The 11,161-nt window shown below is 58.4% G+C and carries 13 protein-coding genes and 4 tRNA genes; 4 read left to right on the forward strand and 13 right to left on the reverse strand.

Going from position 1 to position 11,161, the window contains the following annotated elements:
• The 7 genes from rplK to J7447_RS28505 form a co-directional block, all read right to left on the reverse strand.
• The gene (gene rplK / locus J7447_RS28475) at positions 1–429 is read right to left on the reverse strand and encodes a 50S ribosomal protein L11 (protein WP_023001581.1); all 429 of its coding nucleotides are present in this window, start codon (positions 427–429) and stop codon (positions 1–3) included.
• 175 nt (positions 430–604) lie between these two features.
• Positions 605–1,135 carry a transcription termination/antitermination protein NusG gene (nusG, locus tag J7447_RS28480; RefSeq protein ID WP_006936469.1) on the reverse strand — a complete coding sequence of 177 codons (531 nt, stop codon included), beginning with the start codon at positions 1,133–1,135 and terminating at the stop codon, positions 605–607.
• Between the two features lie 66 nt (positions 1,136–1,201).
• On the reverse strand, positions 1,202–1,399 hold the full coding sequence (gene secE, locus J7447_RS28485) for a preprotein translocase subunit SecE (protein WP_006936470.1): 198 nt from the start codon (positions 1,397–1,399) through the stop codon (positions 1,202–1,204).
• 103 nt (positions 1,400–1,502) lie between these two features.
• Positions 1,503–1,578, reverse strand: a tRNA-Trp gene (locus J7447_RS28490).
• Between the two features lie 108 nt (positions 1,579–1,686).
• Complete coding sequence (tuf, locus tag J7447_RS28495) at positions 1,687–2,877, reverse strand: elongation factor Tu (protein WP_006936456.1); 1,191 nt, start codon at positions 2,875–2,877, stop codon at positions 1,687–1,689.
• A gap of 170 nt (positions 2,878–3,047) precedes the next feature.
• Positions 3,048–3,121 (reverse strand) — tRNA-Gly (locus J7447_RS28500).
• A 22-nt stretch (positions 3,122–3,143) separates the two neighbouring features.
• A tRNA-Tyr gene (locus J7447_RS28505) sits at positions 3,144–3,228 on the reverse strand.
• Between the two features lie 454 nt (positions 3,229–3,682).
• On the opposite strand from J7447_RS28505, the gene J7447_RS28510 reads away from it, so the two are divergent.
• From J7447_RS28510 to J7447_RS28520, 3 genes are all read left to right on the forward strand, one after another.
• Positions 3,683–4,177 (forward strand): MarR family winged helix-turn-helix transcriptional regulator, encoded by a 495-nt coding sequence (locus J7447_RS28510; RefSeq protein ID WP_209171589.1) that lies wholly within the window; start codon positions 3,683–3,685, stop codon positions 4,175–4,177.
• Positions 4,174–4,677 carry a PaaI family thioesterase gene (locus J7447_RS28515; RefSeq protein WP_023001152.1) on the forward strand — a complete coding sequence of 168 codons (504 nt, stop codon included), beginning with the start codon at positions 4,174–4,176 and terminating at the stop codon, positions 4,675–4,677. The genes J7447_RS28510 and J7447_RS28515 overlap by 4 nt, the downstream gene beginning before the upstream one ends.
• A gap of 72 nt (positions 4,678–4,749) precedes the next feature.
• The gene (locus tag J7447_RS28520; RefSeq protein WP_209171590.1) at positions 4,750–5,565 is read left to right on the forward strand and encodes an RNA methyltransferase; all 816 of its coding nucleotides are present in this window, start codon (positions 4,750–4,752) and stop codon (positions 5,563–5,565) included.
• A gap of 25 nt (positions 5,566–5,590) precedes the next feature.
• Here the strand turns inward: J7447_RS28520 and J7447_RS28525 are convergent, their stop codons facing one another.
• Positions 5,591–6,781, reverse strand: coding sequence for an MFS transporter (locus J7447_RS28525; RefSeq protein ID WP_209171591.1), 1,191 nt, complete (start codon positions 6,779–6,781; stop codon positions 5,591–5,593).
• 678 nt (positions 6,782–7,459) lie between these two features.
• On the opposite strand from J7447_RS28525, the gene J7447_RS28530 reads away from it, so the two are divergent.
• A tRNA-Thr gene (locus J7447_RS28530) sits at positions 7,460–7,535 on the forward strand.
• A 52-nt stretch (positions 7,536–7,587) separates the two neighbouring features.
• Here the strand turns inward: J7447_RS28530 and J7447_RS28535 are convergent.
• The 5 genes from J7447_RS28535 to cyoC form a co-directional block, all read right to left on the reverse strand.
• Positions 7,588–8,580 (reverse strand): glycosyltransferase family A protein, encoded by a 993-nt coding sequence (locus tag J7447_RS28535; RefSeq protein WP_209171592.1) that lies wholly within the window; start codon positions 8,578–8,580, stop codon positions 7,588–7,590.
• Positions 8,577–9,794 (reverse strand): FAD-dependent oxidoreductase, encoded by a 1,218-nt coding sequence (locus J7447_RS28540; protein WP_209171593.1) that lies wholly within the window; start codon positions 9,792–9,794, stop codon positions 8,577–8,579. Before J7447_RS28540 ends, J7447_RS28535 begins: the two co-directional genes overlap by 4 nt.
• 120 nt (positions 9,795–9,914) lie before the next feature.
• A complete protein-coding gene (locus J7447_RS28545; RefSeq protein ID WP_209171594.1) occupies positions 9,915–10,184 on the reverse strand; it encodes a hypothetical protein in 270 nt (89 codons plus the stop codon).
• Positions 10,185–10,250: 66 nt separating this feature from the next.
• Positions 10,251–10,556 (reverse strand): cytochrome o ubiquinol oxidase subunit IV, encoded by a 306-nt coding sequence (cyoD, locus tag J7447_RS28550; protein ID WP_023001144.1) that lies wholly within the window; start codon positions 10,554–10,556, stop codon positions 10,251–10,253.
• 9 nt (positions 10,557–10,565) lie between these two features.
• Complete coding sequence (cyoC, locus tag J7447_RS28555) at positions 10,566–11,159, reverse strand: cytochrome o ubiquinol oxidase subunit III (RefSeq protein ID WP_023001143.1); 594 nt, start codon at positions 11,157–11,159, stop codon at positions 10,566–10,568.
• Positions 11,160–11,161: the final 2 nt, after the last annotated feature.

The raw sequence follows: 11,161 nt of genomic DNA on the forward strand, positions 1-11,161 counted from the left end.
TTACTCCGTTACCTCGAGGCCCATGGAGCGGGCGGAGCCTTCGACCATCAGCATAGCTGCGTCGATGTCGTTGGCGTTCAGGTCCTTCATCTTGGCTTCGGCGATTTCCTTCACCTGCGCCTTGGTCACAGAACCAACCGTGCCACGGCCCGGGGTCTGGGAGCCCTTCTGCAGCTTGGCAGCTTTCTTCAGGAAGAAGCTGACCGGAGCCGTCTTCACTTCGAACGTGAAGGACTTGTCGGAGTAGTAGGTGATCACGGTCGGGCACGGTGCGCCCTTTTCAGCATCCTGCGTAGCGGCGTTGAAGGCCTTGCAGAATTCCATGATGTTCAGACCACGCTGACCGAGCGCCGGACCAATGGGCGGCGACGGAGTAGCGGAACCTGCCGGCACCTGAAGCTTCAGGAAACCTTCGATTTTTTTCGCCATGTTTCTCTCCAGTCATTAACAGCTGAATGGCTCTTCAGCTGATTGGGAGTTGGTGGTTCGGCCCTGTTGGAACCCGGCGAAGAGTTCCGGAACCTTCCACCCTTTCACCCCGGATGCCGCATCCTTGTGGACACTGCGACCGGGCTCTCACGCCACCCCTCGGGGCAGCAAACGATCAGAGCTTGTCGACCTGACCGAATTCCAGTTCCACCGGCGTTGCACGGCCGAAGATGGACACGGCCACCTTCAAACGCGCACGCTCGTCGTCCACTTCCTCGACAAGGCCGGAGAAGGACGCGAACGGACCGTCGGAAACACGCACCTGCTCGCCAACCTCGAAAGTCACGGACGGCTTCGGCCGGTCCACGCCTTCCTGCACCTGGTTGATGATGCGCATTGCTTCTTTTTCCGGGATCGGCATCGGCTTCTGATCCGCGCCCAGGAACCCGGTTACCTTCGGAGTATCCTTGATGAGGTGGAAAGCCTCGTTGGTCATTTCCATCTTCACCAGGACGTAGCCCGGGAAGAACTTGCGCTCTGCATCGACCTTGCGGCCACGGCGCACTTCAACGACCTTTTCCATCGGAACGAGAATCTCTTCGAACAGGTCGGACAGACCCTTCTGCTCGGCCTTTTCGCGGATGGACTCGGCGACCTTCTTCTCGAAATTGGAGTAGGCGTGCACAATGTACCAGCGCTTGGCCATGGATCTCAGTTCCGTTTCTTGTTCTTTGTCTTCAAACCGGACAGTCGCCCGGGCGGCTGACTGAAATTAGCCGCCGACACCCAGAAGATAGCCGATCCCGAAGCCCATCAACTGATCTGCCACGAGAAAAAAGATCGCCGCGATCACAACCATGATGAAAACCATGACAGTGGTCACTGCTGTTTCTTTGCGCGTCGGCCAAGTTACCTTGGACGTTTCCGCGCGTACTTCCTGGATGAATTTAAAGGGATTGGTCTTCGCCATTCCGATTCCGGTCTGTTAAATACGAGTGGGCGCGCGAAAAACTTCGCGCGCCTCACTCGAGGAAACTCTTTAAGCCCTCGAGGCAGATTAATCAAGAGCAAATTGGCAGGGGCAGCAGGGTTCGAACCCGCGACCTACGGTTTTGGAGACCGTCGCTCTACCAGCTGAGCTATACCCCTTCAGAAGTCCGCCTGGGCGAACTTGCTCCTGATACCCTCTGAAGCCGCACATCGCAAGACTTAAGAGGCGGGACTGCCGGGCACAAGGCCCGGCAGCCCGAAATCATCTTATTCGATGATGGATGCGACGACGCCAGCGCCGACGGTACGGCCACCTTCGCGGATAGCGAAGCGCAGGCCTTCTTCCATGGCGATCGGCACGATCAGCTCAACCTCGACGGAGACGTTGTCGCCCGGCATCACCATTTCCGTGCCTTCCGGCAGGGACACCACACCGGTCACGTCCGTCGTACGGAAGTAGAACTGCGGGCGGTAGTTGGTGAAGAACGGGGTGTGACGACCACCTTCTTCCTTGGTGAGGATGTAAGCCTCAGCCTTGAACTTCGTGTGCGGGGTAACAGTACCCGGCTTGCAAAGAACCTGGCCACGCTCAACGTCTTCACGTGCGATACCGCGGATCAGCGCGCCGATGTTGTCGCCTGCTTCGCCGCTGTCCAGCAGCTTGCGGAACATTTCAACGCCGGTGACCGTGGTCTTCTGCGTGTCCTTGATGCCGACGATTTCGACTTCTTCGCCAACCTTCACGATACCGCGCTCAACACGACCGGTCACAACCGTACCACGGCCGGAGATCGAGAAGACGTCTTCGATCGGCATCAGGAACGGAAGGTCCTTCGGACGCTCCGGGGTCGGGATGTACGCGTCGACCTGAGCCATCAGCTCACGGATCGCATCGCGGCCGATGGCCGGATCGCGGTTTTCAACGGCTGCCAGTGCAGAACCCTTGACGATCGGAATGTCGTCGCCCGGGAATTCGTAGGAAGACAGCAGTTCGCGGATTTCCATTTCGACGAGCTCGAGAAGCTCTTCGTCGTCGACCTGGTCAACCTTGTTCATGAACACGACCAGAGCCGGAACACCAACCTGGCGAGCCAGGAGGATGTGTTCGCGGGTCTGCGGCATCGGGCCGTCAGCGGCAGAACAGACCAGGATCGCGCCGTCCATCTGCGCTGCACCGGTGATCATGTTCTTGACGTAGTCGGCGTGACCAGGGCAGTCGACGTGTGCGTAGTGACGGTTTTCCGTCTCATACTCAACGTGTGCCGTGGAGATGGTGATGCCGCGAGCCTTTTCTTCAGGCGCGCCGTCGATTTCGTCGTAAGCTTTTGCAGTCGCACCGCCGGTTTCAGCCAGCGTCATGGTGATTGCTGCGGTCAGCGTCGTCTTGCCGTGGTCAACGTGGCCAATCGTGCCAATGTTAACGTGCGGCTTGTTGCGCTCAAATTTTTCCTTCGCCATCGGCGTCGCTCTCTGTCCAATACTCGGTTCGGTCGAATTAGGTCGAGGCGGGACGCGTTCCGGCGCCTTGGACAGATCCGCGAGCGACGAATTGCTTCCCGTTGAACTTCTTGTCAGGATTTCCGGGCGAAAGAGCCTTCCGTTCCGGACACTCCGATCAGCACCCATGATGGAGCGGGTGAAGGGAATCGAACCCTCGTCGTCAGCTTGGAAGGCTGCTGCTCTACCATTGAGCTACACCCGCACAACGAGAGAACCAGGAACGATGGTGGAGGAGGTTGGATTCGAACCAACGTAGGCATAGCCAACGGATTTACAGTCCGTCCCCTTTAGCCACTCGGGCACTCCTCCATCTCGTCCTGCTTCACGCCGAAGCGATCAGGATGGCTTACCGAAGAGCCCGCCCGGAAGGGGCGAGCAATCCCGTGGCGCGTGTTATGCAGATAGGGCCCCGCCCTGTCAACGTCGATTTTGCAAAGAATTGAACAAAATCAGCAGGACGCTCGAAACAGACGCTTCGAACGTGAGCTATTGCCAAGGCCGACGGCACCACCAGATTGCCGCAGCACGGCTGTGATGTCACGGTTCCCCTGCGTTTTGCTGAAAATCCGGCATCACGCGACCCCAGCCTGTGGACAACTTTCATCAACGAGCCCTTTCCTTTGACGAGGCCATTTGTGCCAATGCCTGCACCTGCTGCCCTTTTGAAAAACCAGTCGGACACAACTGCACTCTTGAGCAGATTCTTTGGTTGTTGTATCTACAACAAATGCCATCTTCTCTCAAAAATATCGATTTCCAGCACATGGGCCGAACCTGCCTCGGTCACGCTGCCCGGCGCACCGCCAATCTTCTGACCCGTCATTATAATAGGCACATGGCAGCGCTTGGTCTTGAACTGACCCAGGCCCAGCTTTTGGCTGCGATTGCCGACGGGTCTGCAAGTTCGGCGGCAGAGATCGCCCGTTTCCTCGGCATCGATCGATCCACGCTGGCCCGAAACCTCAAGCCTTTGGAAGTTGCCGGTCTTGTAACCCGGCAAGATGGCAAAGGCCGAAAGGTTCTTCCAGTGCTGACACAACTGGGCGAGACAAAGGTGATTGAGATCCACCGCACCTGGCTCAAGGCACAGGAAGAGGTCAGCACATTGCTCGGCCCGGACGGCGCAGATGCCGTTCGCACCCAGATGTCCAAGTTGCGCAAGGCGGTTCACATTCTGGACAGCCAGGAAAAAACCGCCGCAGACACTGCCTCCCAATCAGACCCCGACGAGACCACCCTTTCAGGACACCAATCATGAGCGATCCCCAGACCCTGACCGAAAACGGCAAGACCCACACCCTTGGCGCGCTTCCAAAGGCAGCCTTTGCCACCATGACCGGGCTTGATATCTTCGAGCGCATGATGGCAGGCGATCTGCCTGCCCCGCCGATCATGGTGCATTCCAATATCAGGATGAAGGAATTCTCCGAAGGCCGGGCCGTCTTCACCGGCCTGCCAGCACGCGAGTTCCTGAACCCGCTCGGTACGGTCCATGGTGGCTGGATTTCGACGCTGATCGACACGGCGCTGAGCTGCGCGGTACACACCACGCTGCAGCCCGGCGAATTCTACACCACCACATCGCTCAACGTGAACATGGTTCGCCCGCTGCTTGAAACCAGCGGCGAAGTGGTTTGCGAGGGGCGGATCGTCCACCGCGGCTCCCGCCTGGCGACCTCCGAAGGCGATCTGCGGGACGCGAACGGCAAACTGATCGCCCATGGCACCGTCAGCTGCATGATCCTGAAGCCATCTTGAAGCAATGGATATGGAACAGTCGCACTGTCTTTCCCTCTTTTCCTGACGTGGAAATCCCGGTAGAGCTGCGCCATGAGTGACGACAAGAAACCTTCGCGCCCAGCCGGCAAGCCGGGCTTTCGTGGCAACAAGAAGTTCGGTGGCAAACCTACGCCGCGCCGTCCGGGCCTCCCCCCGGAAGGCCCGGTGCTGCTTTACGGCCTCCACACCGTTGAAGCAGCCTTTGCCAACAAGGATCGCAAGCGGCTGAAGCTATTCGCAACGGACAATGCCGTTCGCCGCCTCGAAGAACGTGGCGTGAAAATCGATGTCCCTGTTGAATCCATGATGCCCCGCGCGCTGGACCGGATGGTGACGAAGGATGCTGTCCATCAGGGCATGATTCTGGAAGCCGATCCCCTGCCCGCTTATGGCGCCGAGCATCTGAAAGGTGCGCGGCTCGTGCTGGCACTTGACCAGGTCACAGATCCGCACAATGTCGGCGCAATCCTGCGCTCGGCTGTCGCGCTTGATGCCGATGCGGTGGTAACAACTGAACGCCATGCACCCGAAGAAGGCTCCGTTCTGGCGAAATCCGCTTCCGGTGCACTCGACATGATCAAACATGTCCGGGTGAAAAACATGGCCCGCTTCATCGCCGAGATGAAGGACGAAGGTTTTTCCTGCATTGCCCTCGACAGCGATGGCCCGGCAAGTCTTGAAGAGACAACGTTCAGCGACAGGACAGTTCTGGTACTGGGCTCAGAGGGAAAAGGCGTGCGTCAGGGTGTGCGCGAAGCCTGCGGCCTGACGGCCCGCCTCGACATGCCGGGCGAGATTCGCTCGCTCAATGTTTCAAATGCCGCTGTACTGTCACTCTATGTGGCGCGGATGAAAATGGGGCTGTAAGGCCCCTCTCCTTTCACCATCCGTTTCAAAGCGCCTCTCCGCGCGCTGCAGTCACGGAGCTGGCGGCAGTTCTGTTCGCCCGCGTCGCCTCCGATCGGGTCAGGCAAGGCGCCAATAGCAGACTGATACCGATCATCGGTGCCAGCACCATGAGCGCCGCCCGAATACCGAAGGCATCGGCGAGCGGTCCGATGGTGAGCGGCCCGACCAGAAAGCCAAGCAGAGCCACAAAGGAAAGCACGGCGACATTGGAAGCCGCACTTCCTCCTGGCGCTGCGGATGCCGCGGTCACTCCAAGGGGAAACGCGAGCGCTGCTCCCGATCCCAGAACTCCCAGACCGATAAGTGCAATCGGCGCGTTCGGTGCAAACCATATCAGGCTCAGACCAATCAGTCCTATGAACGCAAGCACCTGCCCCAGGCGTCCTGGCGCCGCAACCTGGCGCAAGCGGTCTCCCATGAGCCGGGTCGAAGCCAGACACAGCGAAAAGATCGATATGCCCAGCCCGGCGAGGCCCGGATTGGCGGCAAAGGCGTCCCGGAGATAGACCGCAGCCCAATCCGCAACGGCCCCTTCCACCAATGTCGTTCCAAAAGTGAAAAAACAGACGCCAAGCAAAACCGGATGTGGCAACCGGAAACCGCTCTGCTCGGGTTTGGTCGACTGCCCTTCGGGCGGCAAAGGCAACCGCAGGATTACAGGCAGCACCAGGGCCTGAACCAGGATCGCGATCGCGATACCGGCCAGAAAGGGCGACAGGGCAAAACCCGCCACAGCCGAGCCAATCAGCGTTCCAGACAGCAGTCCGAAGCTCCAGCAGCCGTGTGCTCTGCTCATGATCTTGTGATGGGTGCGCGTCTCGTAATCGTCAGCCAGAACGTTGAGCCCGAGTTCCAGGATGGACATCGATCCGCCGACAAGCGCGAGCGCGGCCATCAAAAGCCACTGGGTTGTCGCCATGAAGGGCAACAGCATGGCGAGAAGAAAGACCGGATAAAAGACCAGCGTGATCCGCTTGGCGCCGATCCAGCCTGCAATGCGCCCCGCGATCGTCAAGGTTGTCAAAGTGCCGACCGGCGCCCCGACGAGCGCAATCGCCAACTCACTGTTGGTCAGTCCGAGCGTGGTCTGGACGCCTGGAATATGCGGCAGCCAAGCGCCGAGTGCGATCGGCTGCAGATAGAAAATGAGGCAGATGCGCTGCGCTTCAGTCATTTAAATCGATCCAATTGGCGCACATGATTTCGGGCAGAACCACATGTGTCACGGCAGATTTTCCACTGAGGGTGAAACGGAAGTGATGACGGGACCGAACAGTGTTTGGTCTATCCAGCCTGCCTTCCGGTAAAACCAGAGGAGCCCGCGCTGGAAGCGACAGGCTGATATTCAGAGTGCGCATTTATGGGTGCAAAACCCGGTTCATGCAAGCTGCCGCCCCCTCTTCGCAGAGCCCCTTCAGCGCTTGCGAACGCTGGATTGGCGAATGCCGCAGTTTGGACGTCGCCAAGCGTCCGCCTTGATCAGGGGCACATCGGCTATACGGATCAGTGCTTGATGTGCTGCGCGAGCATATTATGCCAAGGCAAGGAAATGATTCCGTTCCAGGGAACTTGCAAGATGGCCGTGCGCTACCCCACTGAACGAACACGATGCCTCTTGATTGCGCCTACGCCACAACTGCTTCCCTCAATTTGCAGGAACGACATTGGAATCGAGACGTCGCGATTTTGAATTTCTGGGTCGCATAAACCCTGCGCACGCGAAACTATCCACAGCGGTTACCCAACTTTCGAAATTATCAGAGAGGTTTAGCTGGTTTTTCGGAATCAGAATCGAAAAATGCAAATCAGGGCATGGACAAGTGCGCCCAATCTGGTAGAAGCCATCCCCGGCGCCGGTATAGCTCAGCTGGTAGAGCACGTGATTTGTAATCTCGGGGTCGCGGGTTCGAATCCTGCTGCCGGCACCATCTTCCCCATTCAGCTTGAATCTCTATTGTGCCGCTCGCCGCAGGCACTTTGCTATCGCGTGCCTCGGGCGACGCGGACCATATGTTCTCGCCACGCGTTGCAGCCACCCTGGCGCTGCATCAATGAACGCCGCAGCATCTTCTTCATTCCCTCCTGGCGCAGATCCAGTTCACTCTGGCTCCAGATCGCGTCGAATGCCGTGCCGACGGCTAGCGGTCTCAACTCGCTGTTTCTGGAAAAGACCCGCTCGCAGGCAAGATCGAATATGGCCTCGCGCTGGTACTCGTCAGCCACGGACCGTGCCGCATAGAGTGCCATCTGCTGGCAATAACGCATCCAGGCGGATGCAAGGGTTTTGGCCGGTGTTTCCAGCCAGCCCGTGTGAGTGTTGCCGCCGTGGTAGAGCTTCCTGTAGAGCGGCCGGTCGAGATAAAGCATTTCTCCCTGAATCGCCTGGCGCATGATCCAGGTACTGTCGGCGAACATGTTGTCGAACCGGTTTCCGGGAACGGTCAGATCACGAAGGTTTGGCGGTGTCCGATTGACCGCCCGAAAACTGACGCCGGCATAACTCATCCCGAACACCTGACTGATCCGCGCTTCCAGGTCTCCGCTCACGCTTTTGCTGCGGATGATGTGTTCATCCGGCCTGCCGACGGTCTGAATTGCGGTGCAAGCGCTTCCGGCAGCAGGTGTCTTTTCCAGAAGATCCACAAGAGCGGCGTAATAGTCCGGCTCAATGGTGTCGTCTTGCGGCAGGATGGCAAAATACGGCGTCCTTACCCTTCTGATCAGCCAATTGGCGTTTTCCACCCAGCCGAGTCGTCTCCGCTGATGGTAGATACGCACGTTTGCCATGCGCCGGAACGGTTCGAAGGTTTCCCGTTCGAAACCGCCATCATTGGAAATGACAACACGAAAGTCGCGAAAGCTCTGCTCCTGCACCGACGCAAGCACCCGTTCCAGAAACCCGTTCGGCCGGTAGGCAGGAATACAGATTGTCAGACGAGGCCGTTTCCATGGCCATATTGCAGGAAACTTCATGAGGCGATGACTTGATGAACCCGGCTTGAAGATGCCAGCGCGTCCGCCGCTTCAAGCGCAAACATCGGTGCGGTCGTGTATTTGCCCGGATCAAGGCTGCAATAACCATCGGCCAGGAGGCTGGGGCCTATTCTGCTGCGCTTGTGCAGATCGCTCACGCGATCGTCGATATCACTTGCGCCTCTTGCGTCGATAACTCCGCCGATCAACGGTGCTTCGTCCGTTTCGGGAAAGCGCAGGAACTCAGCTAACTTCGGATAGTAGGCTGCAAGTGCGGCAACGGAACTGCGCACAATTTCGGCCTTTCGGGAAGAAGTGATCTCTGGGTGCGGAAGCAAAAGGTCGCGTGTGCTGGCGAGCATCATCGACGGGTACCAGGACAGATACACCCGGCCTGTCTCATACCGCACGACATCCCCGTATCGCCCCAACATGAGCGTAACATTCGCCAGATCTTCGACAACATCCGGCAGCAGCACCGCCATCTTGTAGCGCAGGAACCACGAGGCATCATCAGCAAAGCCGCTGGCATGATCAAGAAAGCGGCGCTGCTCCCAGGCGGCGTTGAGCACCCGGTCGAATGGTCCGTCAGCGCGATGTTCACCAACCACTTGCCATCCGGACCGGCGTGTCTCGAAACGCGTCACCCTGTGAATGGACCTGAACTCGATTCGCGGGTGAGAAAGAACCGCTGCGCGCAGTGAAGCAGCAATGGCTCGCGTGTCGACGGATCGTTCCGGCGTTCCGAAGGCCGCCTCGATCTTGCCAGCTTCGGAGGCATAAGGATGGGAGGTCAGACGCCGGAAGGCCGGCAGATCCATTTCGCCGAGGTAGTCTGCATTTGGTGCCGCTAGCCGCTCGCGGAGGATATCCTGCACCAGCACAAAGTGCTGTTCTACCGCACCCGCGGAAAGCTGAGACCCCTCGGGAACGGCATAATCGAATGGCTGCGTTACGGAAGAAGCGAAAAGGTCTTGCGCCATCCACCGGCACACGATGGACCGGAATTGAAGCGCGCCGTCGATCATGCGCCGTGCGGTCAGACCTGAACTGTCCCCGCCGTAAACGAACCCGAGATGGATCTTGCCTTCGTTGACCAGCGATGCCGCAGTCAGCGGTTCTGCTCCGGCATCGTAAAGCACGACGCGGTTACCGCGATCAGCAAGCTCCAGAGCTGCGATCGAGCCGGCAATGCCGGCGCCCACAATCGCCATGTCCCGGCACGATTTCATCCAAGAACGACCGAAATCATGTTTCCCCACACCTGTTCCGGAACGGGTTCTCTTACCTCAAGCGCAGCAAACCGACCAGTGGAACAGATACATTATCGGTCGTCACTCCACGTCGCCGATGTATTTTGCCTGGTTGATCAGCTCCTGGCATTTTGCTTCGTTGCCTGCGTGCCGTTCCTTGTTCGCTTCCTGGAGCAGTGCGCGCATCTTCTCTGCAACAGTGATGTCGATACCCTCCCTCTCGGAGTGGGTAACGGCATTTTCAACCTTGTCGATGTCCGCCTGACAGTCGGCAAGTGCACCGTTGGTAGCGGCCAGCATCAGCCCTGCGGCCAGAAGACTTCCGGCAAGCGGGTTGCGATTGCATCTCATGTCATTCTCCCTTTCGGACAGGCTGGTCGTCGATTGCGGCGAGACGCCTCAATGGCGACCAGGCATTCACTGCATGCGGTGGTGCAGATCCATCATGATCCAGAGACTGCCGCCGACCATGATGAAAATGAGCACCGCGGCAAAGGCCAGAAAGAACAGGTTTTCGACCGGGGTGGATTTCAGGTCGATGTGTAGAAAAAAGACCAGGTGAACAATCACCTGCAGAACCGCGGCAACGGCGATGACGAAATATACGGCACTGCCTGTGAGCAGTCCGCCCCAGACCAGGGCGAAGGGAATTGCCGTCAGCACAACTGCAAGCACAAACCCGGTGAGATAGGTAGACAGGCTGCGTTCAGCGGAATGGTTCATATGTGCCCCCTATAGAACGCCCGGCAGATAGACCGCCGAAAAGATCCCGATCCAGACAATATCGAGAAAATGCCAGAACAGCCCGAGCCGCATCAACCGGGAACGAACGGGCGGCGTCAGGCCCTTGACCATGATCTGGCCAATCATAACCACGATCCCGAGTGCCCCGAACGCAACGTGCAGTCCGTGTGTGCCCACCAGCGTGAAGAAGGCGGACAGAAAGCCGCTTACCTCCGGACCCGCACCTTTTTCGATCATTCCGGCAAATTCACTCAGCTCCATTGCCAGAAACGCGAAGCCGAGCAGCAGGGTCACAAAGAGCCATTGGACCACGCGGCCCTTCTGGTCATTCATCAGCGCAATGCTCGCCATCCCGAAGGTCAGGCTGGAGACCAGCAGCAAGCCGGTTTCAACGGCAGTCCTGCTGAGATCGAAGAGCTCTTTTGACGTCGGACCGGCTGCGGAGTTTTCCGACAGGACAGCGTAGGTCGCAAACAACAGCGCGAAGATGACCGCGTCGGTCATCAGATAGATCCAGAACCCGAATTCCCTGGAATGAAGGGAGTGCTTCTCTTCCTCTTCAAGGATGGTTGCAGCAGACATCG

The sequence above is a fragment of the Labrenzia sp. R5_0 genome (genome assembly GCF_017743835.1).
GTDB lineage: Bacteria > Pseudomonadota > Alphaproteobacteria > Rhizobiales > Stappiaceae > Roseibium > Roseibium algicola.

Bases quoted from the DNA above. Each gene is read 5' to 3' on its own strand.
- rplK (WP_023001581.1), bottom strand. From the start codon at position 429: ATGGCGAAAAAAATCGAAGGTTTCCTGAAGCTTCAGGTGCCGGCAGGT.
- nusG (WP_006936469.1), bottom strand. From the start codon at position 1,135: ATGGCCAAGCGCTGGTACATTGTGCACGCCTACTCCAATTTCGAGAAG.
- secE (WP_006936470.1), bottom strand. From the start codon at position 1,399: ATGGCGAAGACCAATCCCTTTAAATTCATCCAGGAAGTACGCGCGGAA.
- tuf (WP_006936456.1), bottom strand. From the start codon at position 2,877: ATGGCGAAGGAAAAATTTGAGCGCAACAAGCCGCACGTTAACATTGGC.
- J7447_RS28510 (WP_209171589.1), top strand. From the start codon at position 3,683: ATGGGCCGAACCTGCCTCGGTCACGCTGCCCGGCGCACCGCCAATCTT.
- J7447_RS28515 (WP_023001152.1), top strand. From the start codon at position 4,174: ATGAGCGATCCCCAGACCCTGACCGAAAACGGCAAGACCCACACCCTT.
- J7447_RS28520 (WP_209171590.1), top strand. From the start codon at position 4,750: ATGAGTGACGACAAGAAACCTTCGCGCCCAGCCGGCAAGCCGGGCTTT.
- J7447_RS28525 (WP_209171591.1), bottom strand. From the start codon at position 6,781: ATGACTGAAGCGCAGCGCATCTGCCTCATTTTCTATCTGCAGCCGATC.
- J7447_RS28535 (WP_209171592.1), bottom strand. From the start codon at position 8,580: ATGAAGTTTCCTGCAATATGGCCATGGAAACGGCCTCGTCTGACAATC.
- J7447_RS28540 (WP_209171593.1), bottom strand. From the start codon at position 9,794: ATGGCGATTGTGGGCGCCGGCATTGCCGGCTCGATCGCAGCTCTGGAG.
- J7447_RS28545 (WP_209171594.1), bottom strand. From the start codon at position 10,184: ATGAGATGCAATCGCAACCCGCTTGCCGGAAGTCTTCTGGCCGCAGGG.
- cyoD (WP_023001144.1), bottom strand. From the start codon at position 10,556: ATGAACCATTCCGCTGAACGCAGCCTGTCTACCTATCTCACCGGGTTT.
- cyoC (WP_023001143.1), bottom strand. From the start codon at position 11,159: ATGTCTGCTGCAACCATCCTTGAAGAGGAAGAGAAGCACTCCCTTCAT.